This window comes from Qipengyuania sp. B-5, assembly GCF_056857815.1.
In genome coordinates this window covers 70,714-96,855 of record NZ_JBSXNU010000029.1, presented here as the reverse complement: position 1 = coordinate 96,855, position 26,142 = coordinate 70,714, and the positions used below count along the sequence as shown (strand labels likewise).

General features: G+C 60.6%; 27 protein-coding genes and 1 pseudogene. 13 read left to right on the top strand and 15 right to left on the bottom strand.

Annotation, left to right across the window (positions count from 1 at the left end):
- Positions 1-112 precede the first annotated feature (112 nt).
- A pseudogene (locus AC13CE_RS03360) lies at positions 113-421 on the top strand (transposase); the annotation flags it as partial.
- 604 nt (positions 422-1,025) lie between these two features.
- On the opposite strand, the gene AC13CE_RS03355 reads toward AC13CE_RS03360, so the two are convergent.
- The 4 genes from AC13CE_RS03355 to AC13CE_RS03340 all read right to left on the bottom strand — a co-directional run bounded on the left by AC13CE_RS03355 (position 1,026) and on the right by AC13CE_RS03340 (position 6,619).
- Positions 1,026-4,448, bottom strand: coding sequence for an AAA family ATPase (locus tag AC13CE_RS03355; protein WP_482971471.1), 3,423 nt, complete (start codon positions 4,446-4,448; stop codon positions 1,026-1,028).
- Positions 4,449-4,472: 24 nt separating this feature from the next.
- Entirely contained in the window at positions 4,473-5,219 is a 747-nt protein-coding gene (locus AC13CE_RS03350) for a thioredoxin domain-containing protein (RefSeq protein ID WP_482971470.1), read from the bottom strand.
- Positions 5,220-5,337: 118 nt separating this feature from the next.
- On the bottom strand, positions 5,338-6,054 hold the full coding sequence (locus AC13CE_RS03345) for a thioredoxin domain-containing protein (RefSeq protein ID WP_482971469.1): 717 nt from the start codon (positions 6,052-6,054) through the stop codon (positions 5,338-5,340).
- 1 nt (position 6,055) lies between these two features.
- Positions 6,056-6,619, bottom strand: coding sequence for a DUF721 domain-containing protein (locus tag AC13CE_RS03340; protein ID WP_221541326.1), 564 nt, complete (start codon positions 6,617-6,619; stop codon positions 6,056-6,058).
- Positions 6,620-6,633: 14 nt separating this feature from the next.
- Here AC13CE_RS03340 and AC13CE_RS03335 point away from each other — a divergent pair, with 14 nt between their 5' ends.
- Complete coding sequence (locus AC13CE_RS03335; RefSeq protein ID WP_482971468.1) at positions 6,634-7,653, top strand: A/G-specific adenine glycosylase; 1,020 nt, start codon at positions 6,634-6,636, stop codon at positions 7,651-7,653.
- Here the strand turns inward: AC13CE_RS03335 and AC13CE_RS03330 are convergent.
- Entirely contained in the window at positions 7,650-7,871 is a 222-nt protein-coding gene (locus AC13CE_RS03330; RefSeq protein ID WP_221541328.1) for a hypothetical protein, read from the bottom strand. The genes AC13CE_RS03335 and AC13CE_RS03330 overlap by 4 nt on opposite strands.
- A gap of 111 nt (positions 7,872-7,982) precedes the next feature.
- On the opposite strand from AC13CE_RS03330, the gene AC13CE_RS03325 reads away from it, so the two are divergent.
- The 3 genes from AC13CE_RS03325 to AC13CE_RS03315 all read left to right on the top strand — a co-directional run bounded on the left by AC13CE_RS03325 (position 7,983) and on the right by AC13CE_RS03315 (position 10,837).
- Entirely contained in the window at positions 7,983-9,290 is a 1,308-nt protein-coding gene (locus tag AC13CE_RS03325; RefSeq protein ID WP_482971467.1) for a serine hydrolase domain-containing protein, read from the top strand.
- An 81-nt stretch (positions 9,291-9,371) separates the two neighbouring features.
- Positions 9,372-10,154, top strand: a complete 783-nt coding sequence (gene nudC / locus AC13CE_RS03320) for an NAD(+) diphosphatase (RefSeq protein WP_482971466.1) — start codon at positions 9,372-9,374, stop codon at positions 10,152-10,154.
- Positions 10,151-10,837, top strand: coding sequence for a DsbA family oxidoreductase (locus AC13CE_RS03315; RefSeq protein WP_482971465.1), 687 nt, complete (start codon positions 10,151-10,153; stop codon positions 10,835-10,837). The genes nudC and AC13CE_RS03315 overlap by 4 nt, the downstream gene beginning before the upstream one ends.
- Before the next feature lie 48 nt (positions 10,838-10,885).
- Here the strand turns inward: AC13CE_RS03315 and AC13CE_RS03310 are convergent, their stop codons facing one another.
- Both AC13CE_RS03310 and AC13CE_RS03305 read right to left on the bottom strand, forming a co-directional pair.
- Positions 10,886-11,131: a hypothetical protein gene (locus AC13CE_RS03310; protein ID WP_482971464.1), complete on the bottom strand. Its 246-nt coding sequence runs from the start codon at positions 11,129-11,131 to the stop codon at positions 10,886-10,888.
- Between the two features lie 58 nt (positions 11,132-11,189).
- Positions 11,190-11,582, bottom strand: coding sequence for a DUF1489 family protein (locus AC13CE_RS03305; RefSeq protein WP_482971463.1), 393 nt, complete (start codon positions 11,580-11,582; stop codon positions 11,190-11,192).
- Between the two features lie 135 nt (positions 11,583-11,717).
- Here AC13CE_RS03305 and AC13CE_RS03300 point away from each other — a divergent pair, with 135 nt between their 5' ends.
- Positions 11,718-13,409: a serine hydrolase gene (locus AC13CE_RS03300; protein ID WP_482971462.1), complete on the top strand. Its 1,692-nt coding sequence runs from the start codon at positions 11,718-11,720 to the stop codon at positions 13,407-13,409.
- A gap of 6 nt (positions 13,410-13,415) precedes the next feature.
- Here AC13CE_RS03300 and mgtE read toward each other — a convergent pair whose 3' ends face one another.
- The gene (gene mgtE / locus AC13CE_RS03295) at positions 13,416-14,867 is read right to left on the bottom strand and encodes a magnesium transporter (protein WP_482971461.1); all 1,452 of its coding nucleotides are present in this window, start codon (positions 14,865-14,867) and stop codon (positions 13,416-13,418) included.
- A 116-nt stretch (positions 14,868-14,983) separates the two neighbouring features.
- Here mgtE and AC13CE_RS03290 point away from each other — a divergent pair, with 116 nt between their 5' ends.
- A complete protein-coding gene (locus AC13CE_RS03290; protein WP_482971460.1) occupies positions 14,984-16,492 on the top strand; it encodes an amidohydrolase family protein in 1,509 nt (502 codons plus the stop codon).
- Positions 16,493-16,574: 82 nt separating this feature from the next.
- Positions 16,575-17,036: a peptidylprolyl isomerase gene (locus AC13CE_RS03285; protein WP_221540988.1), complete on the top strand. Its 462-nt coding sequence runs from the start codon at positions 16,575-16,577 to the stop codon at positions 17,034-17,036.
- Between the two features lie 3 nt (positions 17,037-17,039).
- Here AC13CE_RS03285 and AC13CE_RS03280 read toward each other — a convergent pair whose 3' ends face one another.
- Complete coding sequence (locus AC13CE_RS03280) at positions 17,040-17,543, bottom strand: hypothetical protein (protein WP_221540986.1); 504 nt, start codon at positions 17,541-17,543, stop codon at positions 17,040-17,042.
- Between the two features lie 85 nt (positions 17,544-17,628).
- Between AC13CE_RS03280 and miaB the strand changes: the two genes are divergently transcribed.
- The 5 genes from miaB (at position 17,629) to AC13CE_RS03255 (ending at position 22,502) form a co-directional block, all read left to right on the top strand.
- On the top strand, positions 17,629-18,972 hold the full coding sequence (gene miaB, locus AC13CE_RS03275) for a tRNA (N6-isopentenyl adenosine(37)-C2)-methylthiotransferase MiaB (protein ID WP_482971459.1): 1,344 nt from the start codon (positions 17,629-17,631) through the stop codon (positions 18,970-18,972).
- Between the two features lie 98 nt (positions 18,973-19,070).
- Positions 19,071-20,102, top strand: a complete 1,032-nt coding sequence (locus tag AC13CE_RS03270; protein ID WP_482971458.1) for a PhoH family protein — start codon at positions 19,071-19,073, stop codon at positions 20,100-20,102.
- Positions 20,103-20,591 carry an rRNA maturation RNase YbeY gene (gene ybeY / locus AC13CE_RS03265; protein WP_482971457.1) on the top strand — a complete coding sequence of 163 codons (489 nt, stop codon included), beginning with the start codon at positions 20,103-20,105 and terminating at the stop codon, positions 20,589-20,591.
- Between the two features lie 38 nt (positions 20,592-20,629).
- Entirely contained in the window at positions 20,630-21,547 is a 918-nt protein-coding gene (locus tag AC13CE_RS03260; RefSeq protein ID WP_482971456.1) for a hemolysin family protein, read from the top strand.
- Positions 21,548-21,617: 70 nt separating this feature from the next.
- The gene (locus AC13CE_RS03255) at positions 21,618-22,502 is read left to right on the top strand and encodes a LysR substrate-binding domain-containing protein (protein ID WP_221540974.1); all 885 of its coding nucleotides are present in this window, start codon (positions 21,618-21,620) and stop codon (positions 22,500-22,502) included.
- On the opposite strand, the gene AC13CE_RS03250 is transcribed toward AC13CE_RS03255, so the two are convergent.
- From AC13CE_RS03250 to AC13CE_RS03225, 6 genes are all read right to left on the bottom strand, one after another.
- Positions 22,499-23,401 carry a lysophospholipid acyltransferase family protein gene (locus tag AC13CE_RS03250; protein ID WP_482971455.1) on the bottom strand — a complete coding sequence of 301 codons (903 nt, stop codon included), beginning with the start codon at positions 23,399-23,401 and terminating at the stop codon, positions 22,499-22,501. The two genes, AC13CE_RS03255 and AC13CE_RS03250, sit on opposite strands and share 4 nt — an antisense overlap.
- Complete coding sequence (locus AC13CE_RS03245; protein ID WP_160726555.1) at positions 23,373-23,795, bottom strand: Fur family transcriptional regulator; 423 nt, start codon at positions 23,793-23,795, stop codon at positions 23,373-23,375. The genes AC13CE_RS03250 and AC13CE_RS03245 overlap by 29 nt, the downstream gene beginning before the upstream one ends.
- 77 nt (positions 23,796-23,872) lie before the next feature.
- Positions 23,873-24,310 carry a Ros/MucR family transcriptional regulator gene (locus tag AC13CE_RS03240; protein WP_482971454.1) on the bottom strand — a complete coding sequence of 146 codons (438 nt, stop codon included), beginning with the start codon at positions 24,308-24,310 and terminating at the stop codon, positions 23,873-23,875.
- A gap of 118 nt (positions 24,311-24,428) precedes the next feature.
- Complete coding sequence (locus tag AC13CE_RS03235) at positions 24,429-24,881, bottom strand: GNAT family N-acetyltransferase (protein WP_221540967.1); 453 nt, start codon at positions 24,879-24,881, stop codon at positions 24,429-24,431.
- Positions 24,878-25,492 (bottom strand): tRNA (adenosine(37)-N6)-threonylcarbamoyltransferase complex dimerization subunit type 1 TsaB, encoded by a 615-nt coding sequence (gene tsaB / locus AC13CE_RS03230; RefSeq protein ID WP_482971453.1) that lies wholly within the window; start codon positions 25,490-25,492, stop codon positions 24,878-24,880. Before tsaB ends, AC13CE_RS03235 begins: the two co-directional genes overlap by 4 nt.
- Before the next feature lie 36 nt (positions 25,493-25,528).
- The gene (locus AC13CE_RS03225) at positions 25,529-26,137 is read right to left on the bottom strand and encodes a malonic semialdehyde reductase (RefSeq protein ID WP_482971452.1); all 609 of its coding nucleotides are present in this window, start codon (positions 26,135-26,137) and stop codon (positions 25,529-25,531) included.
- Positions 26,138-26,142 lie beyond the last annotated feature (5 nt).

The following is a 26,142-nucleotide window of genomic DNA, read 5'->3' as shown; positions in this document are numbered from 1 at the left end:
CACGGTCGTGTCGCTCAGCGACAATCAGCCCGCGACATAAGGCTTGCCAGCGACAATCAAACACGACAAACAATACCGCGTCGCGGTCATCGCTTCTCAACTTGATCGTCGCTGCTTCTCATCCAGAATGTCGCGCTACAGCGCACCCCGCACGGCGACCCGCAAGATCGTGCGCTCGGTCCACGAAGGCGCACGCGACCTGGCACGCGATATCTCCAAAAGTGACGCCTATCTCGTCTCACGTCGCCAGCGAAAGAAGGTCGAGATGCTCTTTGCGCACCTCAAGCGGATCCTGAAGCTGGACCGCTTGCGTCTGCGCGGTCCCAACGGAGCAAAAGACGAGTTCCACCTCGCCGCCGCAGCCCAGAACCTCCGGAAACTGGCCAAGATGCGGCCCATGCCGGGCCTCGCCACCGCCTGAGAGAGGCAGCGGCCTCACTCGCCCTCGATCCGGGGAGCTAAACCAACGCAGCCAACGGCGATTTTTTCAACGGAATACACCCCAAAGCAGACCATACGTCACCCCGGGAAGCGAAGCTGTGCAAAGCACACTTGATCCGGGGTGGTGCTTCTTTTCGTCGGCAAGATTGAAGTGAAGCCCCAGCCCCGGGTCAAGCTTGGTGTGACGGGGATGGGAGGTGGGTGGCTTCACGACCGACAAAGCCGATCTGGCCAGCCCGCAGAGCGCGGGTCGCCGTCCGTCAGCTGTGCCGTCTGACGCCTCTGTCCTACACGCGCGCCCCGCGGTAATGCGGGGCCTGTTCCAGGATTTCGAGGCTTGGCAATATGGGCCGAAGTTGCGTGCGGCCAGTGTGCCGCGCTGCCGCGAACCTTGGCACGCGCAAAGAACAGGACATGACCGGACCCATTTTTAAAAGTCACAGTGCCTGCGCCAAAAACGTCCGTAACATCCTGAAATACCAAAAGACCTGCGAAAGGTCACGGGTCTGGAAACTGCGTTACCCGTGCCATGCAGTGGCTGGAATCGCCGCCCTGAAACATCCGTCGCCGGTGTCAACCGCTGCCTATTCCGCAGCCAGAAGTTCCTCGGCTCCGCCCAGGTCCACGCTTACCAACCGGCTGATGCCCTTCTCGATCATCGTGACACCGAACAATCTGTGCATCCGGCTCATGGTGACCGCGTTGTGCGTCACGATGAGATAGCGCGTGTCGGTTTCCTTCACCATCGCTTCCAGCAGGTCGCAAAAGCGATCGATATTGGCATCGTCCAGCGGCGCGTCGACCTCGTCGAGTACGCAGATCGGGGCGGGGTTGGTGAGGAACAGCGCAAAGATCAGCGCCGTTGCGGTCAGCGCCTGTTCGCCCCCGGAAAGCAGTGTTAGCGACTGGAGCCGTTTTCCGGGCGGCTGGGCAAAAATCTCGAGCCCCGCTTCCAGGGGATCGTCGCTGTCGATCAGCGCGAGATGCGCATCTCCGCCTTCGAAGAGGCGGGCGAACAGATGCTTGAAATGGTCGTTCACCTTCCCGAACGCTTCGCGCAAACGTTCGCGTCCTTCGCGATTGAGATTGCCGATCGAACCGCGCAGCCGGTTGACCGCTTCGCGCAATTCCTCCTGCTCGGCGGCATTGGTGCCGTGCTCGCTCTCGATTTTCTCGAGTTCGTCCGCGGCGACGAGATTGACCGGGCCGATCCGTTCGCGGCTGGCGGTGAGGCGATCCATTTCCTCGCCTTCGGCATCGGCAGATTGGACCGATCCTTCCTCAAACTCGAACTTTTTCGGCAAAAGCGGGGGAGGGGACTGGAACCGCTCTCCCGATATCCGCGCCATTTCGATGCGCCGGGCATCCTGGTTTTCGGCCCGGGCCGACAGTCCAGCCCGGTTCTCGCGCGCTTCGGAAAGCGTCTCGTTTGCGGCCGCAAAGGCGCGGTCGGCTGCCTGCGCCACCTCGTTCGCAGCCGCCACCGCCTTCTCGGCTTCGGCGAGCTCGGCTCCCAGCCGCTCGCGGACGGTATCGCCCTGTTCGATTTCCCGTATCAGGCTTTCGGGCTTGGCGGCAAAAATGGCACGCTGTTCCTCGATTTCCTCGAACCGGCGGGCCGTGTCGGACAGGCGGCGTGCAGCCTCGCTCGAGCGTGTCTGCCAGTTCGCCATATCGCTGCGCTGCGATGCGGCGCGTTCGCGGGCGACCGCGAGCGACTGGTCATGTGACGCAAGTTCGGCTGCACGCGCCTGCAATGCGGAACGGGCGGCCTCGTTCTTCGCACGCGCAGCTTCGAGTGAAGCGCGGCCAGCTTCCGGATCGGGTAGCGCCTCGAGCTTTACCTTGGCCGATTCCAGATCGGACTTGGCCGCTGTGACGAGTTCCGCATGGTCCTTTTCCGCATGCTCCAATTCGGCAAGCCGTGCTGCGATGCGTTCGCGCGTCGCTTCGGCCTGGTCGAGTGCGCGGAGTGCGTGGCGCTCAGCCTCGCTTGCGGAGGAGAAAGCACGCTCCGCCGCGACAAGATCACGCTGGAGTGTCGAAAGGGCATCGCTGGTTTTGGCCTGTGCGGCCTCGGCACGATCGGCGGCATCCTGCAGTTCGGGAACCAGTTTTTCGAGTTCGGCAAAGCGGTTTTCCGCTTCGAGCCGTGCCGCCTCGGCAGCACCTTCGCCTCGCACTACGAGGCCGTCCCAGCGTCGCAGCTTCCCGTCCAGCGTGACGAGGCTTTCGCCCGGCGCGAGCTTGCGGCCGTCGTCGCGCTCGGTAACATGAACGAGGCTGAGCGGTGCGCGTAGCTCTTCGGGACATTCCACGAGATGGTCTGCGAGGCTGTCCGAAACCTTTTTCGGCACTTCCGCCCCCGTCCAGTACCGGCCCTCGCTCCCCTCATCGGGCAGGCCCAGCAGCGCCTTGCCGTCTCGGCCCAGGGCTGCGGCGACTGCGCGTTCATAGCCTTTCCCGGCGCGCAGTCCGTCGATTGCCTGCTGGCGACCCGACCGCTTTGCCGCCGCCCTTTCGCGGGCCTCCCGGTCGCGTTTCAAAGCATCATATTCGCGCTGCACGCCCGCCAGTTCGGCTTTTGCGGCGGAATAGGCGCTTGCGGCCTCATCGCGATCCGCCTGCAACGCGGCCTTGCGCCCCTGCAATTCCTCTATCGCATTGCGCCTGGCCTCGACCTCGGCGGCAGCGCTTTCGGCGTCCTTCCGGGCACTTTCAACGGCACCATCCAAGTCCTCGCCGAGCAAAGCTTCGCGGTGCTCCGCAATTCGGCGTCCCTCGGCTTCGACCCGCTCCAATCGAGTCTTCGCCTGCTGCACCTCGGCTTCGACCACGCGCCACTCCGCCTCGACGCCCGCATTATCCGCCGTAGCCTTGGCGAGTGCGAGTTCAGCCGCCCGGCTGGCGCGCTCGGCATCCTCTTGCTGTGCGAGGAGTTTGGGTCGCCGTTCCTCATCTGCGGCGAGCTTCTTTTCGCTTTCCGCAAGCTCTTTTTCGAGTCGAGCCAGAGCTTGGGCAGCATCCCTGGTAAGCCGGTCGGCATCACCGCGATCCTCCTCGAGCCGGTTCTTCTGGCGTTCGAGATCGGCGAGCCGCTGTTCGGCTGCCTCCAATTGAGTGGTCAATGCTGCCATGCGGTGACCATGCGCACTTGCATCGTCGCGCCGGTCGGCATGCTCTTCTCTGGCTTCGGCCAAAGCCTCGGCGGCAGCGCGCTGCGCCTTCTGGGCCTCGTCTGCCGCCACCTGCGCCGCGGATACCCGGCTATTGGCCTCGTCTGCCGCTTTCTTCGCCTCCTCGGCCGCCGTGGCCGCGTCGCGCCACCTGGCATAGACCAAGCGTGCCTCGGCGGTTTTGATGTCGTCAGAGAGTTTGCGATAGCGTTCGGCTTGCTTGGCTTGCCGCCTGAGCGAAGCGATCTGGCTGTCGAGTCCCGCCATCAGGTCTTCGAGCCGCGCAAGGTTGGTCTCGGTCTGTCGCAACTTGCTCTCGGCATCGCGGCGGCGGACATGGAGACCCGCAATCCCTGCAGCCTCTTCCAGCATCATCCGCCGCTCGGTTGGCTTGGCTGCGATTACTTGAGCTATCTTGCCTTGGCTTACGAGCGCGGGACTATGCGCTCCGGTCGCGGCATCTGCGAAAGCGAGGGCAACGTCCTTCGCGCGGACATCCTTGCCGTTAACGCGATAGGCACTGCCCGCACCGCGTTCGATCCGGCGGACGACTTCCAGTTCCTCGCCCTGGTCATCTTCGGCAGACAGCACCACTTCGGCAAAATCGCGGGGAGGGCGGCTGGCCGTGCCCGCGAAGATGACATCTTCCATCCCACCCGAACGCATGGACTTGGGCGAATTTTCGCCCATCACCCATCTGATCGCTTCGAGCAGGTTGGATTTGCCGCAACCATTGGGGCCGACCACACCGGTCAGCCCTGGTTCGATGCGCAAGGTGGAGGGTTCGACGAAGCTCTTGAAACCGCTCAGCCTGAGCTGTTTGATGAGCATCGCTGTCAGCCCCCCGAGCCGGGCTTACCTCGCGCCGGCGCGCTGAAGGATCGGCTCGAGTGCCTGCCATTGGTTCGCGTCGAGTCGCTGGCCGTTGAGGAAAAAGGTCGGCGTACCGGTGACGCTGTTGGCTGCGGCGACCTCGCTCGACTTTTCCGCCATCGCATTGATCGCGTCGCCATCTGCGAGGCAGGTGCGTGCCTGATCGGCAGAGATGCCGCGCGCAGCGAAGAAATCGATCAGGCCGGCCGCCTGTGCGAGCTGCACGAAACGCTGTTCGGGCGGAGCGGACATGGCTGCTTCATATGCCGCGCCATTCGATTGCAACGTATCGCTGAATTCGGATAGCGACGCCCAAGCCTGGTCTGCGAGGGCGTGAAAGCTTTCGGGTGAACCGCAACGGGCCAGGGTGGAGATCGTCACGTCGAGCGGATCGCGCAACAACGGGCGGATTTCGTAACTCACCACCCCGGACTGGACGTAATTTTCCTGAAGCGGTGCGGATCCATTCTCTGCGAAATAGGCACAGGCGCCGCAAGTATGGCTGGCGTACTCGACCAGCTTCAAGGGAGCTTCCGGATTACCGATTACAAAGCCACCTTCTTCCGTTTCACTTGCGGTTTCGAGCCAGCTCTGGCCCTCAGGAGCCGCAATATCGGCGATGGCTTCGCCCTCGAGGGCTGTTTCATCGGCCTCTTGCGCGCTGTCACCACAAGATGCGAGGGTGAGCGCAAGGGGGGCGGCAAATACGAAACTCAAGCGGCGGTTCATCGTAAATCCTCTTTCATCGGTCGATAAGGCTAAGTCATGGGGTCGGTAAGGTGAAGCTGGGCCTCGGGCGTGTCCACAGGGCTGTCACCGGCAAAATGAATTGGTGAGCCAATTCGTACTAGCGGAAAAACTTGTCCAGATGCGGCTGTACACCGGTCCAGTCGTGAGCATCGATCTTCTTGCCGCCCATGATGAATGTGGGAGTTCCGCTGAGAGAGTGAGCTTCGATATCCGCCTGGCTTTGTTCGGCAATCGATTTTGCCTTGGCTTCATCCGTCAGGCACCGATCGAGCGAGGCGCGTGAATAGCCGCGCTTTTCCATTATCTGGTAGAAATCCAGATCGCTTGCAATTGCCTGGGCACGGCTGCCGAAACTTCCGAAGCTCCAGCGAGCCTTTTGAGCCTGTGTCACCGTTCGGGCCTTGGCCATCCATTCGTCGTGCTTCAGGATCAAGGCCTCGTGGTTTCCGGGGAATTTGATTGGATCGCCGCACTGGGCCGCAAGGGCGGCCGTCAGATCCACGGGATCGCGGATCAGGTGACGGATTTCATAGGAAACTTTGCCGGTTGGCACGTAGAGCAGTTTGATCGCACCTTCGCCGGTCCGCGCAAATTCGGCGCAGTGGGAACAAGTATAGCTCATGTATTCCACGAGCTTTCCCTTGGCATCAGGATTGCCGATCAGGTGGCCACCTTCGGTTTCCGTCACCATGGCGCCCCAGGGAACCTTTTTCTGGGGTTCGAGCAGAGGAGCGCTTTGCGCAGCCGCAGTCGCAGCCATCGCGGCCGCTGAAGTGAACAAAAATGGCTTCTTCAGATATGCGAATTTCTTCAAGTCAGTTGTTCCCATTCTCACCCTGTGATCCGAGACCGCGCGCCACGGATTCGAGGACAGCGCGCAATTCCGGGTCGCCGATATCGCGCAGGCTATCTCCCAGTTCTATCGGTATCGGCTTCAGGGATGGCGGAGCCTTGGTCTTACTTCTGTCCTCCGGAGGCTTAACGGCGCCTTGCCGCAACTTGATCCGGGCAACGGCCTTGTAACCGAAAAAGCGGTTCACTCGCTCCGTAATTTCCGGGAGGACCTGCTGGATCAGAGGGGCGTGGGCAGGAAGCACCACCAGTTCCAGTATGCCTTCGGATTTCTCGCCGCGAGGGAAGCGGATCATTTCGGGCGTGCACACCCGCGAATGAATCTCGCCGACGATCTCGGGCCAGCGGCTCACGACCGAGCTTTGCACGAAGCCGAACCGCCGGAATGCCGGGCGGCCGATTTGCGGCATGAGGTCCGAGATTGCCTTTGCCTGACCCCCGCGTGGACGTTCGTAAGGCCGGGGCGACTTCTTCGGCGTCCTGGTCCCGCTTTTCGGTTTGTCGCTTTCCATTGCTCCAGTGCTCATGCCATAGGCGGCGCGTGGCCGCCATAGTCTCCGAAAAATTGCTCGACTGGTACGATGCCAACGCTCGCGACCTTCCATGGCGGGCGAGGCCAGGCGAAGCGGCGCCCGATCCCTACCGGGTCTGGCTGTCGGAAATCATGTTGCAACAGACGACCGTTGCGGCGGTGAAACCCTATTTCGAGGCCTTCACGCGCCGCTGGCCAAGCGTCGAGGCGCTAGCCGCTGCGCCGGAAGAGGACATCATGGCAGCGTGGGCGGGGCTTGGCTATTATTCGCGCGCGCGCAACCTCGTGAAGGCAGCACGAGCATTAGCCGTGCGAGGCGGTTTTCCGGATACGGAAGAAGAGTTGCGGCAACTGCCGGGCCTTGGTCCCTACACAGCAGCTGCCGTCGCAGCGATCGCATTCGGACGCCGCGCAGTCGTGGTCGATGCCAATGTCGAACGGGTGGTCGCGCGGCTGTTCGCGCTGACCGAATCATTACCCGGGGTAAGGAAGGCCATTCGTGCTTGTGCCGAGAGTATAACTCCCTCGCAGCGGTCGGGCGATTTCGCACAGGCGATGATGGACCTGGGGTCGAACATCTGCACCGTTCGCGATCCGAAGTGCCTCTTGTGTCCGCTGGAGAAAGACTGTCGCGGTAGGGCCGAAGGCGATCCCGCGACTTTACCTGCGAAGGCGCCCAAGAAGGCCAAGCCGATTCGGATCGGGGAAGCCTACTGGATCGAACTCGATGGCGCTGTCTGGCTGGTAAAGCGTGAAGGGAAGGGAATGCTTGGCGGTATGCGAAGCCTGCCCGACGATGGTTGGTCGGTCCGCGGCGATGGAGCTGGGACGCCTCCCATCCAGGGAAATTGGGAGCATTCGGGCCTTGTGCGGCACACATTCACGCATTTTACGCTGGAATTGTCGGTAAAGCGTTATCGTGGCTCGGCCATACCGGAAGGCGAGGGCGTTTGGTGGCCGATCGACAGGCTGGAAGACGCGGGGCTTCCCACGCTTTTCGCAAAGGCGGCGCGGCTGGCGCTGGCCTAGAAAATCCCGCCGCCCAACGTCAAACGGACGGCCGCGACAAGCAGCACGATCAGGTTGAAATTGCGTCCGGAATTGCTCGACGAAATCTGCCCGAGGACAATGCCGATCACGATCAATGGCAAGGCGAACCAGTTGGCCCAGCCGAGAAAGGGAATGGTTGCCGGGATAACGATGACGAGCGAGACAATCCCGAAGAGTATGGAAAGCAGGTTGAGCATGTGTCCTATATGGGTAAATCACCTTGCCTATGCAAGAGTTTCGTTTCGCAATTGACCGTTCAGGCTCTAATCCGCATCAAAGCGCCGCACATTTGAGGATGAGGATTGTAGATGGCTTATCGTGACTTCGCCGTATCGGAATTTTCGCGACGTTCGCTTCTACGCGGTGGAGCCTGGCTGACAGCCGGCGCGGCGCTGGCCGGCTCGCCGATGGGCAGGGTGGCGCTGGCTCAGGGTAATTCGGGTATCGCTTGGCGCAATGTCGCTTCGATGGTCGATAAATACGTCGGCGAACGTAAAGTGGCCAACATGGTCGCCGCGCTGGGGTGGGGCCGACAGGACCCGACCTACATCGCACGCGGCAATTTAGCCTTGGGCGGAAGCACGCGCGCCGATGCGGACAGCCTCTATCGCATCTACTCGATGACCAAGCCGATTACCGGCATGGCCGCGATGATGCTTATCGATGACGCCAAGCTGGGCCTCGACCAGCCGATCGCCGAAGTCCTGCCGGCGTTCTCGAACATGATGGTCCAGAAAACCTATGACGGTTCGGTCACCGATTTGGTCCCGGCAGAGCGGCCGATCACGGTACGCCACCTGCTCACCCACACGGCGGGCTTTGGCTACAGCATCGTGCAAAAAGGTCCGATCCGAGAGCAATATGTCAGATTTGGGATTGTGCCGGGTCAGGTTAGCCGCTTACCAATCCCGGGATTGGGCCGTGAAGAGGCCATCCGGGGCCTCGACAAGTTCGCCAACAATCTGGCCCGACTGCCGCTCGTGCTGCAACCGGGTACGAAATGGAGCTATTCGGTCAGTCTGGATCTTCTGGGCCGTGTGATCGAGGTCGCCAGCGGAATGAAGTTCGACGAATTCCTGCGCACCGCCATTTTCGAGCCGACCGGTATGACCAGTACCTGGTTCCGTGTCCCTGAAAGCGAAGTAGATCGGTTCACCACCAACTACGGTATTATGGGCGGCGTGCCTTTGCCGATGGATCCGGCAGACTCGTCGGTCTATCTCGACGAACCGGCATTTCCGTTCGGCGGGGCAGGCCTTGTCTCCAGCCCGCGCGACTATGACCGTTTCCTCCAGATGCTGCTTGGATATGGCAAAATCGATGGACGCCGCGTGATGGGCGAACTGGCCGTGCGCGTTGGGACCTCCAATCTGCTACCCGAAACCGCGACCACGAAAGGCACATGGATCGAAGGACAGGGCTTCGGTGCGGGTGGCCGGGTCAACAACGACGCCTATGGGTGGGGCGGAGCTGCCGGAACGGTGGGCTTCGTCAGTCACAAGGCCAACCTGCGCGCCACCATGATGACGCAGTATATGCCGTCCGAAGCCTATCCTATCCATGAAGGCTTCCCCAAGGCTGTGCTGTCCGACCTCGCCGCAATGCAGGGAGCCTGAGCCATTATTCTTTCCTTCACGGGATCGAGACTGGACCGTGCTGACCATGTCCGCGCCGATCCGGAGCGCCTGGCCGGGTATATGAACTGGAAGGCCCGGCTGCTCGCGCTCGACGGGCTGATGCCTGCACTGGGAGACGATGGGCGGTTGGCCTACGGGACATTGGCGGATGTACCCGAAGATGCCGAACTCGTGTTCCTGGGGCTGGATGAGGGCAAGGCCTGTTTTGCTGCCGTTCCGTCACGCGGGGACGCTTCGCCGCGAATTGCCAATCCGCAACTCTGGTCGCTCATGGCGACGCTCACCGCTGACGATCTGGCGCTTTACGGCGGTGCGCGCAGCATCGTCGACTGGCACGCGAGACATCGCTTCTGCGCGCAATGCGGCGGTGATACGAAACTGGCAAAAGGGGGATGGCAGCGCGATTGCGCGTCGTGCGGCGCAAGCCATTTCCCGCGGACCGATCCGGTTACGATCATGCTGGTCGAGAACGAAGGGCGCCTGATGCTGGGCAGGGGCCTCGGCTGGCCGGAAGGACGCTTTTCGGCGCTGGCAGGCTTCGTTGAACCCGGCGAAAGCATCGAAGAAGCGGTCGCACGCGAGGTCCTCGAGGAGAGCGGTGTTCGCGTGCGCGATGTGACTTACGTCGCGAGCCAACCCTGGCCCTTTCCCAGCCAGTTGATGATCGGCTGTCATTCCTACGCCGATGACGATTCATTGACGATCGACGAGACCGAGATGGCGGAGATAGGTTGGTATTCGCGGGAGGATGTGATTGCAGCGCTGCAGGGGGACGGACCCTTCGTAGCTCCGCCGCCACATGCTATTGCGCACCACCTGATGGAATGGTGGATTTCAAGATGAGCGAACCACGCAGGCTCTCGATCGACATCTGGTCCGACGTGATGTGCCCCTGGTGCCTCGTGGGCTGGGGAAACCTCTCGCAAGCGCTCGACCAGCTCGAAGGTGAAATCGAGGCGGATATCCGCTGGCATGCGTTCGAGCTCAATCCCGATATGCCCGAAGATGGCGAAGAGCGTACGGCGCATATCGCCCGAAAATATGGGCGTACTGTCGAGCAGTCCCGGGAGGTGCAGGAGCAGATGCGCGAGGCAGCGGAGGCGGCTGGGGTTTCACTCGATTACAAAGGCGAAGAACCCGCTCCGGATGCAATGATGTGGAACACGTTCGAAGCGCACAAGCTGCTGACCTGGGCGCTGGAGAAACATGGACCGGATGCTCAAACGAAGCTGAAGCTCGCGTTGTTTGCGGCGCATTTCAATCATCGACGACGCATTGGTGAGCGGAAGGTCTTGCTAGAAATTATCGAGGAGATCGGTCTCGACCGTGAGGCTGCGAGTTTTGCGTTGGACGAGGAAGAATTGGCCCGAAAAACCCGCGTCGAAGAACGGGCCGCGATGGAAATGAACATCACGGGGGTCCCCGCGATGATCATAGAGGGGCGCTTCATGATCCCCGGCGCGCAGCCACCTGAAGCCTACGTCAACGCGCTGCGGCGCGTGGCGGAAAGAACCGCTGCCGCCTGATATGCAAACGCCCCACCAGTTGGGCGCGGCGCTTGAACTGATCCGGGGTCAGCTTGATCGGTTGTCCTGAATGGCTTGACGGGTTTTCTCACCCTTCTTGGCATCCTGCGCAGGATTGTCCGAACCGATTTCAGGCTCGCGATTTTCGGGATCGAGTGCGCGGTTGAGCTCGCCGCGCGATCCGACCTGCCGGTTGACTTCACCGCGGGAAGAGCTCTGCTGCGAGGGCGTGTCGAATTCCTTCATCCTGTCGATCAGATCGTTGTCGGAATGTCTGGATTGTCGCTCGGGCATATCGATTTCTCCTTTACCCGGTCAACGATCAGGCGGTCGTCGATGTTCCGCAATTGCCTCAGATCAGACCCAGCCGTTCGAGCTTTCCAGCCAGCTTTCCCGGTAGCACGTCGCCGATGTCTTCGCCTTCGTTCAGATCGCGCGGGGCCTTGTCGTCCGGGAGGTAGCGCCATCCCTGGTGCGCGCGTTTGGGACGGGGATAGACCGGTATTAGCACCGGCTCCAACTCGATCCACCAACGCCCGTCAGGACGTTGTTCGAAACCCTTGATAGGGCTGCGGCCCACCAGAGAGTGGTTGTGTATCCAGTAAAGGGAGCCGCCCTGCATCTCCTCATGCCGTTTGGGGAGATAGCGAGTCGTCAGGCGCATTTCGCTACGGTTCTCGAACCAAGATCTGAGATCGGCGTGGCTCTTCGCTCCGAAAGCGATCTTGGTCATATGGAGCGGCATGGATATGAAGATGGGGATGTACGCTTCAAGGCTCAAGCAACTTTTACATTGGGCAGGCGCCAAGACCGACGAGAAACCTTCGGGTAAGCCATCGAATAGGGAACGGGGATGACAGGATATTTGCGGAACACGTGCATGATCGGAGCCATGGTCATATCCACTCCGGCAGCTGCGCAGCAGGCCGAAGGCTATTGGCAAGGCGCGCTCACTATCGGCAGCACCGAACTCTCCATCGGAGTTGCAATCGAGCGGCGGGCGGACGGAACGCTGGCGGGTACCCTCGACAGCCCGGATCAGAAGGCGTTCGACATTCCGCTCTCCGAAGTTGAAGCTGTCGATAGCACTCTGACCTTCGCAGTTCCCGCGATCGGCGCCAGCTATACAGGCGAATGGGACGCGGCTGCTGGCCACTGGACCGGGGTGTTCAGTCAGGCCGGGATGCAATTGCCGTTGAATCTCGCTGCTGGCCAACCTCCCGAACGTCCAGCCGCCACCGAACGTCCTACTCTGCCGGAAAACTGGACGATCCCTTCGGACACGCTGATCTCGAGCATGATCGCAGATCGACTTTCCGAACGGCCCGGAGCCGAAATGATCCTGGGGATACTTCAGGGGGCGGCTACCCGAACGGTCGCGGGTGACGAAGCAGAGGTCGACGCCGACACCCTGTTCGAGATCGGTTCCATGACGAAGGTTTTCACTTCGCTGCTGTTGGCCGACATGGTGCTCGATGGAACGGTTTCCCTCGACGACCCCGTCGCAAGATATCTACCGGAAGATGCCCCTGTGCCTCAGCGTAACGGGCAGGAGATAACCCTGCGCAATCTTTCGCAGCAGGATTCGGGCTTGCCCCGATTACCCGACAACCTGAGCCCCGCAGACGTGGCCAACCCCTACGCCGACTACACCGAGCAGGATCTGCTCGCCTTCCTCGCCCGATACGAGCTGCCGAGAGATATTGGCAGCCAGTACGAGTACTCCAATCTCGGGGTTGGCCTGCTTGGCTATGCGCTATCCCGCGCCGCGGGCACGGATTTCGAAACGCTGCTCCGGACTCGCATTTTAGAACCGCTCGGGATGGATGACACTGCGATCGCGCTTTCACCCGACCAGAAAGCGCGCTTTGCGACCGGCCATGACGAGTACATGCGGCCAACCAGCGCGTGGGACCTTTCGGTCTTTGTCGGTGCTGGAGGCATGCGCTCGACGACAGCGGACATGTTGATTTTCCTCAAGGCGGCACTTGATCCTGCATCCCCGATCGCACCTGCAATGACGCTGTCGTTGGCCGAACGAAGGGAGGGACCGGGATTTGACGCGGGCCTGGGGTGGATGATCGTTCCTGCACCTGAGGGTGAAGTCGTGGGGCATGGTGGAGGGACCGGGGGCTTTCGATCCTACATGGCCATGCAGCCCGCCACCGATCGCGCCGTGGTTGCGCTGACCAATTCCGCTGTCGAACCTGCCGCCCAGGATATTGCGCTGCACGCCCTCATCGGAGCGCCGGTCGCGAAGGCTGGGCCCGTCCCGGAGGCTCCTGCGAGCGTGGATCGTAGCGAAGTTCAATTGACGCCGGACGCGCTTGAGCGGGTCACCGGTGTTTACCGCTTTGCGCCCAATGTTGCTCTAATGATCACAAGGGAGGGTGGCCAACTTTTCGCCACGATCACAGGGCAGGGCGCGTTGCCAATTTTTCCCCGCGCGCCGCTCGAATTCTTTTGGCGCGCCGTGAATGCGGAGATCGTCTTTAACGAAGAAGATGGTGCGATAACCGGTGCGAAATTCACGCAAGACGGCGCGAGTTCGGCGCTGGTGAAGGAAAAGTAGCGCACTTCAGGCGCTCACGATACCGCTGGCGACCGCGAGGCCGAGGAAGGCAAAAAACCCCATCGAATCCGTGATCATGGTCACGAATACGCTGCTGGCCACGGCAGGGTCCTGATCGAGGCGTTCGAATGCGACCGGCACGAGGACACCCGCGAGACCTGCGGTCGCCACATTGATAATCATGGCGAGCGCAATCACTGCGCCTAGCGTGGGCGTGAAGACCGCCGCCGTGGCCAGTCCGACCAAAATTGCGATGGTCGCGCCGTTGAGCATCGCCACGCGAAATTCGCGCATCAGGATGCGGCCCGTATTGCTGCGTGTCAGCTGGTTCGTAGCGATGGCGCGTACCGTCACCGCCATGGTCTGCGTGCCCGCATTGCCACCAATGCTGGCGACGATCGGCATCAGCACGGCAAGGGCGACCAATTGCTCGATCGCGGCGCCGAACATCGCGATAATCAGCGATGCGACCAGCGCTGTGCCAAGATTGGCGACGAGCCAGCGCACGCGGCTGGAATAAGCTTCGCGGATCGGCTCGTTGATGTCGCCTTCGCCCGCACCGGACATCAGCAGGGCGTCCTCGCCCGCCTCTTCGGAGATGATGTGGACGATATCGTCGACCGTCATCTGGCCGACCAGCCGCCCGTCGCCATCGACCACGGCGGCACTGATCAGGCCGTATTTCTGGAACATCAGCGCGACTTCTTCCTGGTCGAGCTCGGCCGGGATCAACGTCTGGTCGCGCTTCATCACGTCGCCAAGAGCTACGTCGCGCGGGGTGCGCAATATCCAGGAAAGCTGGCAGGTGCCGACCGGATGCATCCGCTGGTCGACAACGAAAATCTCGAAGAAGTCTTCGGGCAGATCGCGGCCGTCGCGCAGGAAATCGATGATGTCGCCGATAGTGACGTGTTCCGGCACCGCCACGAAATCGCGGCTCATCAGGCGCCCGGCGGTTTCTTCCGGATAGGATAGTGCGGCCTGGATCGCGATCCGGTTTTCCGGATCGAGTTCGGCGAGAATGGCCTTTTGGTCGTCCTCGTCGAGATCCTCGATCAGCTGGACCGCATCGTCGGTCTCGAGTTGTTCGGCGATCTGCGCCACCCGGTCTGCGGGCAGCGCCTCCATCATCTCTTCGCGGACGTAGTCGTTGAGTTCGGCAACGACTTCGGAGGTCATCAGGTCGGTGATCGCCGCGGCCAGCTGGTGGCGCTCTTCCTTTTCGAACAGTTCGAGAAGGTCGGCGACGTCGGCAGGGTGGAGCGGTTCGACGAGGTCGTAAACCGCGCCGGTTTCGCCTGCATCGAGTGCATCTTCGACTGCGCGGACGAAAGCCGGTTTGAGCGTGTTTTCCTCGTCCATCCGCTCGTCGTCGATGCGGTCGTCCGGACGCGCGCCATCCTCTGGCGGATCGGCCAGCATCACGTCGTCATCGTCGAGGCGCGTCTCGTTGGACATTCCGCCGCTCTAAGCAGGGACGTGCGAAAAGCAAGCGGTGGAACATAGGGGTTGTGTTGGTGATATAATACAGTATGTATGTGCCCATCATACGCTCGGAAGGAAGACATCAGCCAATGCGCCAACCCCTGCTTTGCCTTGCGCTCCTGCTTACTGGAGCATGCACGACGATACCCGATGCCCAGCCAGCTGCCCCCGAGCCGGTCGATCTGCTGGTTCGCAACGTCACCGTGATCGATCCGGAGCAAGCGACCCGCACCCCTGGCCGCGACGTTCTGATCGACAATGGGCGCATTACCGCAGTGATCCCCAGCGAAAGCGCAGCGCATGGCGCAGAAAGCGTGGTGGACGGCACGGGAAAATATCTGATCCCCGGCCTGATGGATATGCACACGCATTCCAGCATCCGTCCGGTACACATCTCCACGCTCAAGTTGATGGCTGCCAACGGCGTTACCGGTATTCGCGAGATGGGCAGCGATTGTATCGAGCGGGGCAAGATCGGCATGTGCATCGACGAGATGCGCGAAAGCCGGGCGAAAATCGAATCGGGCGAACTGGTCGGTCCGCGCATTCTCGAACTGTCGAGCCTGAAAATCGACAGCAACAGGCCAGAAGACGCGGATGACGTCTGGAAGCTCTATCGGCCGACCGATGCCGATCAGGCGCGGCAGACGGTGGCGCTGCTGGCCGCTGAGCGACGGCCCGACATCCTGAAGATCGGCGATGAGTTCCAGCCCGAAGCATTCAAGGCGCTCCTTGTTGTAGCGCGCGAACAGGGGACAAAGACCGGCGGGCATTTGCCACCGATGTTCAGCATGGCCGAAGCCGCCGCGATGGGCATGACCTCGATCGAGCACGCGCGCGACCTGCCGCTCGACTGCTCCAGCCACGGCGCGGTCTTTCGCGGTCAGATGATGGCCAAGATAATGGGCGAGGACGTGCCGTGGCCCGATCGGAAGGCAATTCCCGGCAAAGCGCGCGACGGCTTCGACGAAGAACTGTGTGCCGCGCAGATCGCTGCGCTGGTCGAGCACGGGACTTACTATGTGCCGACGCATCTAACTCGCGAGATGGATTATCGCGCGGGCGAAAGCTCCTATCGCGAAGATGCGCGGCTGGCCTACATACCCGCAATGCAGCAGGGGCAGTGGAATCCCGATCTCGACCGTACAGCCGAGGCGCCGCCCGAAATGGTGCGCGATCTCGCCGATTTCTTCCGGCTCGGCCTGAAGACGACCGGAATGGCGCACGATGCGGGGGTGAAGATCATGGCCGGGACCGATGCCAACGACACGATGGTATTCCCGGGCTTCAGTCTGCACGACGAATTACGACACCTGGTTGCAGCTGGTCTTACTCCGATGGAAACGCTCCAGGCAGCGACCAGCGTTCCGGCGGAATATCTCGGTCGCACGGCGGATTTCGGCGGCGTGTCCGAAGGCAAAATCGCCGACCTGCTGCTACTGAGCGCGGACCCCACCGCAGATATCGCCAACACCACGCGGATCGAGGCGGTGATCTTCGGAGGACAATTGCGCGATCGCGCTGCGCTCGACGCCCTGCTAGCCGATGTACGCAAGTGGGTGTCGCTGGCCGACGAGCAGATGAAGGGAGCAAACTGAGCCTGCGATCAGGATCGGCGGTCTAGCCAGAGACGGACCGGCTATCTATGGGGAGGGCAACGCAACCCGCAGGAGATTCCCAATGGCCGACAAGCTGACATTCACTCTCGATACCGGCGACGGCGAGAACAAGGACGTGGTGATCAAACTGCGCCCAGACCTCGCGCCGAATCATGTCGAGCGTATCACCACGCTGGCGAATGAAGGCTTTTACGACGGCGTGGTCTTCCACCGCGTGATCCCCGGCTTCATGGCGCAGGGCGGCGATCCGACCGGCACCGGCATGAGCGGCAGCGACAAGCCCGACCTCAAGGCCGAATTCAACAGCGAACCGCACACCCGCGGCACCTGCTCGATGGCCCGCACCCAGGTGCCCGACAGCGCCAACAGCCAGTTCTTCATCTGCTTCGACGATGCCGAATTCCTCGACGGCCAGTACACCGTCTGGGGCCAGGTCGAGAGCGGCATGGAACATGTCGACGCGCTGCCCAAAGGCGAGCCTCCTCGCGAGCCGGGCAAGATCGTTAAGGCGACTGTTTCCTAAATTTCAATCGGCTTGGGGCGATCTGACCAACGTCAGAGTGGTTGGATCGCCCAAGCCACTGCTTTCCATGTAAACTTCACGTCGGTGCAAGGATCCTTCGGGGTTCTGGGTAAACGACAGAGAGTGCGTATGGCTTTCTCCCTTGTCCAGACCGGTCACGTCGCGGAATTCGAAAGCGATTGTCTTAAGATCGCCAGAGCCTGACACGAGGCTCGGCTGGTTGCCTTGCGGGCAGTAATGAGTAGCCACGATCGCGTCGCCGTCGACATGGTAGACAGTCATGGAATGCAGGCCCGAGGCAGTTTCCCAGCGTTCCACCATTGTGTGACCGCGGGCGGTTTGTTCGAAGACGATTTGTAGAGCGTCCACTTCTTCGACGTTCCAGCGGCCCTCCCATCCCTTGATTTGCTCGTACCGTTCTTCAGCAGAGCTTGCCGCAGGTTCGTGGGCAGATAGGCTCGAACCGATAAGGGCGACCGGGACGATTGCTGCGAGTGCTTTTCTCATGCAGCGACAATGCCACAATAGACTTTAACCGCAAGCCGCAAGCCGATTGAAACTATGTCCCGAGGGCGCTAGAGCGCCCACTCCCATGAAACCTACCAATTCCCCCAAGACCTACAGGGTCAAGAGCTTCGGCTGCCAGATGAACGTCTATGACGGCGAGCGCATGGCCGAGTTGCTGGGCGAGCAGGGCATCGTGCCTGCGCCCGAAGGCGAGGAAGCCGATCTCGTCGTACTCAACACCTGTCACATTCGCGAAAAGGCGGCGGAGAAGGTTTATTCGGATATCGGGCGCCTCACCAAGGCCGGGCGCAAGGTCGGTAAGGAGCCGCTGATCGCGGTGGCGGGCTGCGTGGCGCAGGCCGAGGGCGAGGAGATCATGGCGCGCAGTCCCGCGGTCAGCATGGTCGTTGGCCCGCAGGCCTATCACCGCCTGCCCGAAATGCTCGAAAAAGCGGTGAAGGGCGAGCGGGCGACCGATACCGACATGCCGGCCATCGCAAAGTTCGCGGCGCTTCCCGCACGCAAGAAGCGCTTTCCTACCGCCTTCCTCACGGTGCAGGAGGGGTGCGACAAGTTCTGCACCTATTGCGTGGTGCCCTATACGAGAGGTGCCGAGATTTCCCGCCCCTTCGCCGATCTGGTCGACGAAGCCCTTCGCCTGGTGGATCAGGGAGTGCGTGAAATCACACTGCTGGGGCAGAATGTGAATGCATGGTCCGGGAGCAATGCGGAAGGTGACGAAATCGGTTTGGACGGCTTGATAAGAGAGCTTGCCAAGATACCGGAATTACAGCGAATTCGCTATACGACCAGCCATCCCAACGATTTTTATAATGGGCTGGTTCGGTGTCACGCGGAAGTTTACAAGCTGATGCCCTATCTCCACCTGCCGGTGCAGAGCGGATCGGACCGCGTGCTCAAGGCGATGAACCGCAGCCACACGGCGGAAAGCTATCTTCGCCTGCTGGAAGAGGTGCGCGCCGCGCGGCCCGATATTGCGCTGTCGGGCGATTTCATCGTCGGCTTCCCGGGCGAGACCGAGGCGGAATTCGAAGAGACGCTCGCGCTGGTGGAAGAGGTGAAATACGCGCAGGCCTTCAGCTTCAAATACTCGCCGCGTCCCGGCACGCCCGCCGCGACTATGGACGGACAGATCCCGCGCGAGGTGATGGACGAACGTCTCCAGCGCCTGCAGGCCGCGCTCAACCGCCACCAGCTTGCTTTCAACGAAGCAAGCGTCGGCAAGACCTGCGAAGTGCTGGTCGAGCGCAAGGGCAAGTTGCCCGGCCAGTGGCTCGGTAAGTCGCCCTGGCTGCAAAGCGTGTGGTTCGAGGGCGAATGTGAAATCGGCGATATGGTTGAAGTCGAACTGGTCGAAGCGGGGCCCAATTCGCTCGCCGGGAAATTGCGCGAAACCGTCGCCGCCTGATTACAAACAGGTGACTTTCCACCGGCCTGTCGCAAGCCGACTTGCCAAGTACCGGAGAGCGCCTAGATTCCGACTCGCAACCCATGCGAAAGGAGCAGATGGCTCGCAAACCAGCTCGGCAGGCCGAACCGGCCCTGACCAAACCGCCCGCACCCCAGCGCGAGGTTCGCCGCGCACAAGTGGATGTGAACTTCGAGAACCAGAGCCTGCTCGGTGCCCTGTTCGGACAATTCGACGCCAATCTGGTGCAGGTCGAAAACCGGCTGGGCGTATTCATTTCCGCCCGCGGCAATGCGATCCATATCGAAGGACCGGAAGACAGTGTGGCCCGCGCGCGAGACGTGCTCAATGAAATGTACGACCGGCTAGCAATGGGTCAGGATCTTGACGCTGGCGCGATCGAATCGCTGATCGCCATGTCCAACGAACCGACACTGGACGGCATCTTGGACGGCAAGCCCGAAGGCCCGCCGATCATGATCCGCACGCGGCGCAAGACCATCGTGCCGCGTAGCGCCATGCAGGCGACCTTTATGCGCAGCCTGGTACGCGACGATATCATCTTTGCGCTTGGTCCTGCAGGAACGGGGAAGACCTATCTCGCAGTGGCACAGGCGGTGGCTCAGCTGATCAACGGCAGCGTCCAACGCCTGATCCTTTCGCGTCCCGCCGTGGAAGCGGGCGAGAAGCTTGGCTTCCTGCCCGGGGACATGAAGGAAAAAGTCGATCCCTATCTGCGCCCGCTATACGATGCGCTTTACGATTGCATGCCGCCCGAACAGGTCGAGCGGCGGCTGGCGTCGGGAGAAATCGAGATTGCGCCAATCGCCTTTATGCGCGGGCGCACGCTGGCCGATGCCTTCGTTATCCTCGATGAGGCGCAGAACACCACGCGCGAGCAAATGAAGATGTTTCTTACACGTTTCGGCCAAAATAGCCGGATGGTCGTCTGCGGCGATCCTCGTCAGGTAGATATTCCCGGCGGTGACGGCATGAGCGGCCTGGCAGACGCGGTGGGTAAGCTGGAGGGTGTCGAGGGCTTTGGCACCATACGGTTTACGGCTGCAGACGTGGTCCGCCACCCCATCGTGGGCCGCATCGTCGAGGCCTACGAGGGACCGAACGCTTAAGTGCATTTCGATATCGAGATCGACGGCTGGCCGGAAGACAAGGACTGGACCACACTGACCGAGCGCGCGCACGAAGCCGTAGCCGGGGTCGAGCCAGCGCTCGGGAATCCGAGACTGATCGCCAGCGTGCTCTTTACAGTCGACGGGCAGGTCCACGAATTGAACAGGGAATGGCGCGGGAAGGACAAACCGACCAACGTGCTGTCTTTCCCCATGCTCGGGCGCGACGATCTCGTGGCGCTGAGCGAGGGCGGCCCGCCGGAAATGCTGGGCGACATCGCCCTCGCGTTCGAAACTTGCCAGTGCGAGGCGGCTGAAAGGGGCCTTGGGCTGGAGGCTCACACCGCGCATCTGCTGATCCACGGAATGCTCCATCTAGCAGGGCATGATCATGTCGATTCCGACGAGCAGGCAGCAGCAATGGAAAAACTAGAGATCGAAGCGCTTGCAAAACTGGGTATTGCTGACCCATATGGGGATCGCGACTAGCTTCGAGGCGAAGCGAACAAGGAGTACGCACCCGGCCCATGGCCAATTCTTCCCCCCCCGCCGGAGACGCGGAGAGTAGCAGCGGGCTGTGGCCCGCGATCCGCAAATTGTTTGACGCCGAAGCCGGCGAGCGGTCGCTTCGCGCCCAGCTCGAAGAGGCCATCGACGAGCACGAGGGCGAGAACGGTTCCGAGGACACCGATGATATCGGCAAGGGCGATCTTTCAGGCGTCGAGCGTCAGATGCTGCGCAACCTGCTGCATTTCAGCGAACATGACGCCGACGATGTCGCCGTACCGCGTGGAGAGATCATTGCGGTAAGCGCAGAGGCCAGTTGGGACGAGGTTGTGGCAGCTTTTTCCGAGCACGGGCACTCGCGCATGCCGGTTTATCGCGGACAACTCGACGATGTGATCGGGATGATCCACATCAAGGATATCTTTCCCTACCTGGCCGAGCGGAAGGCGCCTCCGACCGATTGGACCGTCCTGATGCGCCAACCACTATACGTGCCGCAGACACGCAATGCGCTGGACGTGCTCGCCGATATGCGCGCTCAGCGTATGCACCTGGCCATCGTACTGGACGAATTCTCCGGCACCGACGGGATCATCACGATCGAAGATCTGGTGGAGGAAATCGTCGGTGATATCGAAGATGAACATGACGACGCTCCGGAAGAGTGGATTGCTTCGATCGGTGATGGAATGTGGGATTGCGACGCGCGTGCCGAACTCGACGATGTGGCGGAGAAAGTTGATCCGAGACTGGCCGAGGTGGAAGAATCTGTCGACACTCTGGGTGGCCTGGCATTCGTTTTGGCGGAGCAGGTCCCGCCAGTAGGGAAAGTTCTGGAGCATCCGAGCGGATGGAAGATCGAAGTTACGGATGGCGACGAGACTCACGTCACCCGGCTGCGGCTGCATGCGCCCGAGGCCATCGAACCAGCAGACTAGCATCACACAAGTTGCAAGAAAGCGAACATTCGTCCTCGACAGCTTCACATTTCCTGAATAGTTCGCCAGCATGGCTACACGCCGTCTTCCACCCCTCCGCGCCCTCGAGGCTTTCGTGCGTACCGTGCGGCTCGGCTCGGCTCGTGCCGCGGCGGATGAACTGGGTCTCAGTCCTTCGGCACTGTCGCGGCGGATCGGCAATCTGGAAGAATTTGTCGGCAAGAAGCTTTTTACCCGCGCCCGGCAGGCAATGCAGCTGACCGACGATGGGCACGCCTTTTACGAAGCGGTGAACCCACAGCTGGAAGCACTGGCAAGGGCCGTCGAAAGCCAGTCGGAAAACCTGTCGGTCCTCCGTCTCCATCTCGGTGTATTACCTCTGTTCGGCAGCCAGCGGCTCTTCCCACGCCTTGGCGAGCTGCGTGCCCGGCATCCGTTGCTGCATATCGATATCGATACCGGCCCTCATCTGGAGGACCGGGTGGGCGACACGCTGGATGCGGCGATAATTCTTTCTCGCGGCCCGGCGAGCGGTCTTCATGCGGTACGGCTCGACTTCAACATGGTGCATGCCATTGCCAGCAAGGAAGTGGCGGAAAAGATCGGGAGTGAACCGGATCAGGCATTGTTGGAAAAGCAGACTTTCCTGATCCACAACGAGTTACCCGAAAGCTTTAGGGCGTGGAAGGACGCATTGTCGCTGCACGATCTGGAACCGACAGCGATCGACCACTTCGATTCCGGCCAGTTGATGCTGGAGGCTGCCGCACAGGGACTTGGTATTGCGATTATGCATGACGATCACCTCCGGCGCGCTCGGGATAATCGCCTGACCGATCTGTACGGGGTCGAGGTGGAAAGCCCCTATAGCTACTGGTTCGTCTGCAAACCGACCGCACTCGAGGAAAGGCCGGTTCGGCTGTTCCACGATTGGCTGGTCAAGGCAGGGCTTTAATTCGCATTGCGAGCTTGCGGCGGTCGATAGCGTACTGCCTCTACCACATGGTGATAATCGCGCAGCGGCTTGCCGAGATTGGCAACCAACTGCTCCACGATTTCGGCGCGCGCTTTGGCGGCTATCGCTTTTCGACCGCGATGATGCTCTGGGCTGAAGGGTTCCAGATAGGTAATTCGCAGATCGAAAGAGCCGCGCCTGGCCATTACGCGCATTGCATTGTGCAGGCCGTTTTCCTCACCGATCCACGCAATTTCCTCGGAATTTATTCCATAATCGAGCACGACCGGTTGTACCATCACCCCCGATGGCGGTGGCTCCAGGACAGAGAGCATAGATGACTTGAAAGGCAGGAGCGAATGGCCGTCTGTAACCGTACCTTCGGGAAATACGGTCACCGACCAATTGTCTTGCAGTGCCTCCCTTAATGCATTGATCTGTTCGGCTACGCCCATTCGGTGCTCGCGCTTCACGAAGACCGTGCGATTGAGGCTGCAAAGCCATCCGATCACCGGGACCTGACTCAATTCCCATTTGGCCACGAAGGCGGTGCCGCTGGCACCAGCCATGGCAAGTATGTCGAGCCATGAGATGTGATTGGCAATGAAGAATACGTCGCGGCGAAGCGGCGTTCCGGCAACCGTCACCTTAGCGCCTACCACTCGCGCCGTGTAGCGCAGGAAAAACATCGGGAAGGGCGAGCCATAGGCGAAAATACGATAGGCATAGTGTAGCGGAACAAATATCAGCAGCAGACCCAATATTCCGATCGTACGCAGGATGAACCGCATCCATCCAGTGATCGTTAGGGGGACTTTCTCTCCCCGCGCTGCAGCCAGCCGTTTGTCGGTATAACGCGCTAGCTTGCGTTCAGCTCTCGCGGTCGAGCCGGACGCCATAGAGTTCCATCCGGTGGTCGACGAGACGATAGCCGAGTTTCTCCGCTATCTGCTTTTGCAAAGCCTCGAGTTCGGGATCGACGAATTCCACCACCTTGCCGGTTTCGACATCGATGAGGTGATCGTGATGCGCTTCGGGAGCGGCTTCGTAGCGCGCCCGACCGTCTCCGAAATCATGGCGATCGAGAATCCCGGCCTCTTCGAACAGCCTTACAGTTCGGTAGACGGTGGCAATCGAAATGCCCGGATCGATCTTGTTCGCACGATCATGGACCATTTCTACATCCGGATGATCGTCGGCCTCTGAAAGGACCCGAGCGATTACGCGCCTTTGCTCGGTAATCCGTAAGCCTTTATCGGCACAAAGCTGTTCGAGATCGATACGCTGGTGCAAATCGGTTTCCTGCAATGAATAACACCCCGTACCCATATCGGGCCGGGGCGTCCATCTCAAGCTGAACCGATAGTCTTTTACGAAGTCTTCTTGCGACCACGCTTCTGGCCGGGTTTGCGACCGAGACCGATCTTTTTGGCGAGATCACGCCGGGTGTCTGCATATTCCGGAGCGACCATGGGATAGTCAGACGAGAGATCCCACCGCTGGCGATACTCTTCCGGCGTCATATCGTGTTCGGTCGAAAGGTGACGTTTGAGCATCTTCATCTTCTTGCCGCAGTCGAGGCAGATGATGTGATCTTTCTTGACCGAAGCGCGTACCGAAACGGCCGGATCGGGGCGAGCCTCTTCGGTAGCACCGGAACCACCAAGACTGCTAAGAGCGGAATAAACGTTAGAAATCAACGTTGGGACGTCGTCTACAGCGACACTGTTATTGGAAACATGGGCAGCAACAATGTCCGAGGTCAACGTAATCAACGTCTCGGTCATATCGGTTTCAAACTGTTCCATTGAGGAGACTCCATTTTTTGTCTGCCTATTCTTTGCTTTTTATACTGTCTATGGAAAATTGTAAATTTGCGTCAAATTTGTTGCGCACCTGCAATTTCCCGCTGTGAAATCGAAGTTTTTAGACTGCCCTGGCAAAGGTAAGCGCGTCGATCCGTTCGCCGGTAATCGTGCGATAGTAATCGCGTCGTCGTCCGATCTGTTCGAAACCTTCCGATCTATAGAGGGCTCCGGCCGGGTTGTTCGCCCGCATTTCGAGAAAGACTCTCGTCGCAGAGCGCGCTCTGGCACTATCGAAGAAAAGGTGCAGGAGCTTGCGCCCCAAACCCAGGCCTCGCCTTGCGGGAACCACAGCAATCAGGAGTAGCTCAACCTCGTCGGCAGCTTGCCGGGCAAGGACGAAGCCTGCCGCGGCATCTCCTTCGCGAAGGACCGCCCCTGCCGTGTCAACGAGAATCATGTAGGTTGAAGAAAGAGAAAGTGAATCTTCTACCTGACGCCGCGTCCATGCTTCGCGGTAGTGCGGGTCGAAGCTCGCTTCCATCACTTCCAGCAGGTGATCGAGATCGGTCATCGGCCTGGTACCTTCGCGTCCGGTGCGCGGCCATAGATGGGAGAGAGTTTATCGGTCAGCAAATCTCGGGGGATCGATGGTACGTGGCGTGCGTCGGCAAGCAAATCGATGGCCTGGACGGCCTCGGTAGATAGTTCGGCGAACTGATTGGCCCGATTACCTGCCACCACCTGCCCGGCCAACGATACCAGGGCCTCGCGAGGAGAAACCGACGAAAGATCGTCGACAGGACGGCCATCTCCATCAAAGCTTTGTACGAACCATTCGCCATGTCCCCCGTTTACGCAAACTCCGACATTCTTCGCACCTCGATCGCGCGCGATTGCCGAGACCAGTGCAAGAGTGGGATACCCCAGAACAACCGCTCCCCATACCAGACCGAGCGCGCGTCCGGCGGCGAGGCCGATGCGTACACCCGTGAAGCTGCCCGGGCCAAGCGAGACCAATATTTCCTGAGCCCGACCTTTTTCCGGCAATCTCTCGATCATCGGAACTAGCCGCTCGGCATGTCCGCGTCCGATCGTCTCGTGCTCGTGGGCGATCAATACATCGCCGCGGAAAAGTGCGACGGAACATGCCTCTCCGGCAGTTTCGATGGCAAGTGTGCGCATTTTTGCGCCCTGCATCAGGCGGCGGCGCGCTTCAAGTCAGTCGATACGATTGAACTTGTCGAAATCGGGGCGTGGGCTGCGGCCGAAGATGGTTTCCTTATCGCCATAGCCGATCGCGCAGACCCAATCGGCCCGGTGACGCGGTTGGTCGGCGAAGAAATGATGGGTAACCTTGTCAAGGTCGACCCCCGACATCGGGCCGCAATCGAGACCCAGCGCGCGGGCGGCAATCATCAGATAAGCGCCTTGAAGAGCGGAATTGCGCGCGGCTCCTACCTTGCGGCCTTCCTCGTCTCCTTCAAACCAGCTCTTGGCATCGGTATGCGGAAACAGCCATGGCAGTTCTTCGTGAAAGTCGATGTCATAGCCGATTATCACGACGACGGGCGCCGTTTTGATCTTCTTCTGATTCCCTTCCGAAGCGAATTCCGCAAGCTTGTCACGCGATTCCTGAGACTTGCACCAGACGAGGCGGGCCGGCTGCATATTGGCAGACGTTGGGCCCATCTTCATCAGCTCGTAAATCTGGTGGATCTGTTCTTCGGTGACGTCCTTGTCATGCCAGCCATTATAGCTGCGCGCTTCTCGGAAAATCTGGTCGAGGGCGTTGGCCGACAGGTGATTGTCGTGGAATTGCTGGGTCATGGAGT

Excerpts from the sequence above, each read along its gene's own strand:
- AC13CE_RS03355 (WP_482971471.1), bottom strand. The coding sequence starts at position 4,448 with ATGCTCATCAAACAGCTCAGGCTGAGCGGTTTCAAGAGCTTCGTCGAA.
- AC13CE_RS03350 (WP_482971470.1), bottom strand. The coding sequence starts at position 5,219 with ATGAACCGCCGCTTGAGTTTCGTATTTGCCGCCCCCCTTGCGCTCACC.
- AC13CE_RS03340 (WP_221541326.1), bottom strand. The coding sequence starts at position 6,619 with ATGAGCACTGGAGCAATGGAAAGCGACAAACCGAAAAGCGGGACCAGG.
- AC13CE_RS03330 (WP_221541328.1), bottom strand. The coding sequence starts at position 7,871 with ATGCTCAACCTGCTTTCCATACTCTTCGGGATTGTCTCGCTCGTCATC.
- AC13CE_RS03325 (WP_482971467.1), top strand. The coding sequence starts at position 7,983 with ATGGCTTATCGTGACTTCGCCGTATCGGAATTTTCGCGACGTTCGCTT.
- nudC (WP_482971466.1), top strand. The coding sequence starts at position 9,372 with ATGAACTGGAAGGCCCGGCTGCTCGCGCTCGACGGGCTGATGCCTGCA.
- AC13CE_RS03315 (WP_482971465.1), top strand. The coding sequence starts at position 10,151 with ATGAGCGAACCACGCAGGCTCTCGATCGACATCTGGTCCGACGTGATG.
- AC13CE_RS03310 (WP_482971464.1), bottom strand. The coding sequence starts at position 11,131 with ATGCCCGAGCGACAATCCAGACATTCCGACAACGATCTGATCGACAGG.
- AC13CE_RS03305 (WP_482971463.1), bottom strand. The coding sequence starts at position 11,582 with ATGCCGCTCCATATGACCAAGATCGCTTTCGGAGCGAAGAGCCACGCC.
- AC13CE_RS03300 (WP_482971462.1), top strand. The coding sequence starts at position 11,718 with ATGATCGGAGCCATGGTCATATCCACTCCGGCAGCTGCGCAGCAGGCC.
- mgtE (WP_482971461.1), bottom strand. The coding sequence starts at position 14,867 with ATGTCCAACGAGACGCGCCTCGACGATGACGACGTGATGCTGGCCGAT.
- AC13CE_RS03290 (WP_482971460.1), top strand. The coding sequence starts at position 14,984 with ATGCGCCAACCCCTGCTTTGCCTTGCGCTCCTGCTTACTGGAGCATGC.
- AC13CE_RS03285 (WP_221540988.1), top strand. The coding sequence starts at position 16,575 with ATGGCCGACAAGCTGACATTCACTCTCGATACCGGCGACGGCGAGAAC.
- AC13CE_RS03280 (WP_221540986.1), bottom strand. The coding sequence starts at position 17,543 with ATGAGAAAAGCACTCGCAGCAATCGTCCCGGTCGCCCTTATCGGTTCG.
- miaB (WP_482971459.1), top strand. The coding sequence starts at position 17,629 with ATGAAACCTACCAATTCCCCCAAGACCTACAGGGTCAAGAGCTTCGGC.
- AC13CE_RS03270 (WP_482971458.1), top strand. The coding sequence starts at position 19,071 with ATGGCTCGCAAACCAGCTCGGCAGGCCGAACCGGCCCTGACCAAACCG.
- AC13CE_RS03260 (WP_482971456.1), top strand. The coding sequence starts at position 20,630 with ATGGCCAATTCTTCCCCCCCCGCCGGAGACGCGGAGAGTAGCAGCGGG.
- AC13CE_RS03255 (WP_221540974.1), top strand. The coding sequence starts at position 21,618 with ATGGCTACACGCCGTCTTCCACCCCTCCGCGCCCTCGAGGCTTTCGTG.
- AC13CE_RS03250 (WP_482971455.1), bottom strand. The coding sequence starts at position 23,401 with ATGGCGTCCGGCTCGACCGCGAGAGCTGAACGCAAGCTAGCGCGTTAT.
- AC13CE_RS03240 (WP_482971454.1), bottom strand. The coding sequence starts at position 24,310 with ATGGAACAGTTTGAAACCGATATGACCGAGACGTTGATTACGTTGACC.
- AC13CE_RS03235 (WP_221540967.1), bottom strand. The coding sequence starts at position 24,881 with ATGACCGATCTCGATCACCTGCTGGAAGTGATGGAAGCGAGCTTCGAC.
- tsaB (WP_482971453.1), bottom strand. The coding sequence starts at position 25,492 with ATGCGCACACTTGCCATCGAAACTGCCGGAGAGGCATGTTCCGTCGCA.
- AC13CE_RS03225 (WP_482971452.1), bottom strand. The coding sequence starts at position 26,137 with ATGACCCAGCAATTCCACGACAATCACCTGTCGGCCAACGCCCTCGAC.